The sequence below is a fragment of the Blautia sp. HCN-20427 genome, assembly GCF_037890365.1.
In the GTDB taxonomy this organism is placed as follows: Bacteria; Bacillota; Clostridia; order Lachnospirales; family Lachnospiraceae; genus Blautia.
Genome location: NZ_JBBKBX010000062.1, coordinates 1 through 1362, shown reverse-complemented (window position 1 = coordinate 1362; position 1362 = coordinate 1). Strand labels below are relative to the sequence as shown.

Here is a 1362-nt window from a genome sequence, read left to right as displayed (position 1 = left end):
GACATTGAAATTGCACAGGAATGTACAATGGAGCCGATTACAAAAATTGCGGAGAAAGCAGGTATTGATGACAAATATCTGGAGCAGTACGGCAAGTACAAAGCAAAAATTGACTACAACTTATTAAAAGAATCCGATGCACCAAACGGAAAATTAATTCTGGTTACTGCCATTAACCCAACACCGGCAGGAGAAGGAAAGACCACCACAACCGTTGGTCTTGCAGACGGTATGCAGAGACTTGGCAAAAACGTTATGGTTGCTCTTCGTGAGCCATCTCTGGGACCGGTATTCGGTGTAAAGGGCGGCGCAGCAGGCGGCGGATACGCACAGGTAGTTCCTATGGAAGACATCAACCTGCACTTTACCGGAGATTTCCATGCAATCGGTGCAGCCAACAACCTTCTGGCAGCTATGCTGGATAACCACATTTATCAGGGAAATGAACTGAACATCGACCCAAGAAAAATCACCTGGAGAAGATGTGTGGATATGAATGACCGTCAGCTTCGTTTCGTAGTAGACGGTATGGGCGGAAAGACCAACGGCATGCCAAGAGAAGACGGCTATGACATCACCGTAGCTTCTGAAATCATGGCAGTTCTGTGTCTGGCCAGAGACATTACAGACTTAAAGGAAAGACTGGGACGTATTATTGTTGGTTATACATACGGAAAAGTTTCCGAACAGAAACCGGTTACGGCTCATGACTTACACGCAGAAGGCGCTATGTGTGCCCTGTTAAAAGACGCTCTGAAGCCAAACCTGGTGCAGACCTTGGAGCATGTACCTGCCATCGTACACGGCGGTCCATTCGCAAACATTGCACACGGCTGCAACTCTGTTATCGCAACCAAGATGGCAATGAAATTAGGTGATTACGCCATTACAGAAGCAGGCTTCGGCGCTGACCTCGGCGCAGAGAAATTCCTGGATATCAAGTGCCGTATGGCAGACCTGCACCCAAGCGCAGTGGTTATCGTAGCAACGGTTCGTGCTCTCAAGTACAATGGCGGCGTGGCAAAAGCAGACTTAAATAACGAAAACCTGGAAGCATTGGAAAAAGGACTTCCGAACCTGTTAAAACATGTAAGCAACATTAAAAACGTATACAAACTGCCATGTGTGGTTGCTATCAATGCATTCCCCACAGATACGAAGGCAGAACTTGACCTGGTAGAACAGAAATGTAAGGAACTGGGCGTAAACGTTGCCCTGTCTGAAGTATGGGCCAAAGGCGGCGAAGGCGGTATTGCTCTTGCAAAAGAAGTTATCCGTCTGGTAGAAGAACCAAACGACTTTACCTTCTCTTATGAACTGGAAGGAAGCATTGAAGATAAATTAAACCAGATTGTACAGAAA

Annotated in this window: 1 protein-coding gene; it reads left to right on the top strand. The window is 46.7% G+C overall.

The window, feature by feature from the left end; translation table 11 throughout:
- Nucleotides 1-1362 (top strand): formate--tetrahydrofolate ligase (locus WKT17_RS16190; RefSeq protein WP_340273697.1); only part of this gene is annotated, 1362 nt, incomplete at both ends.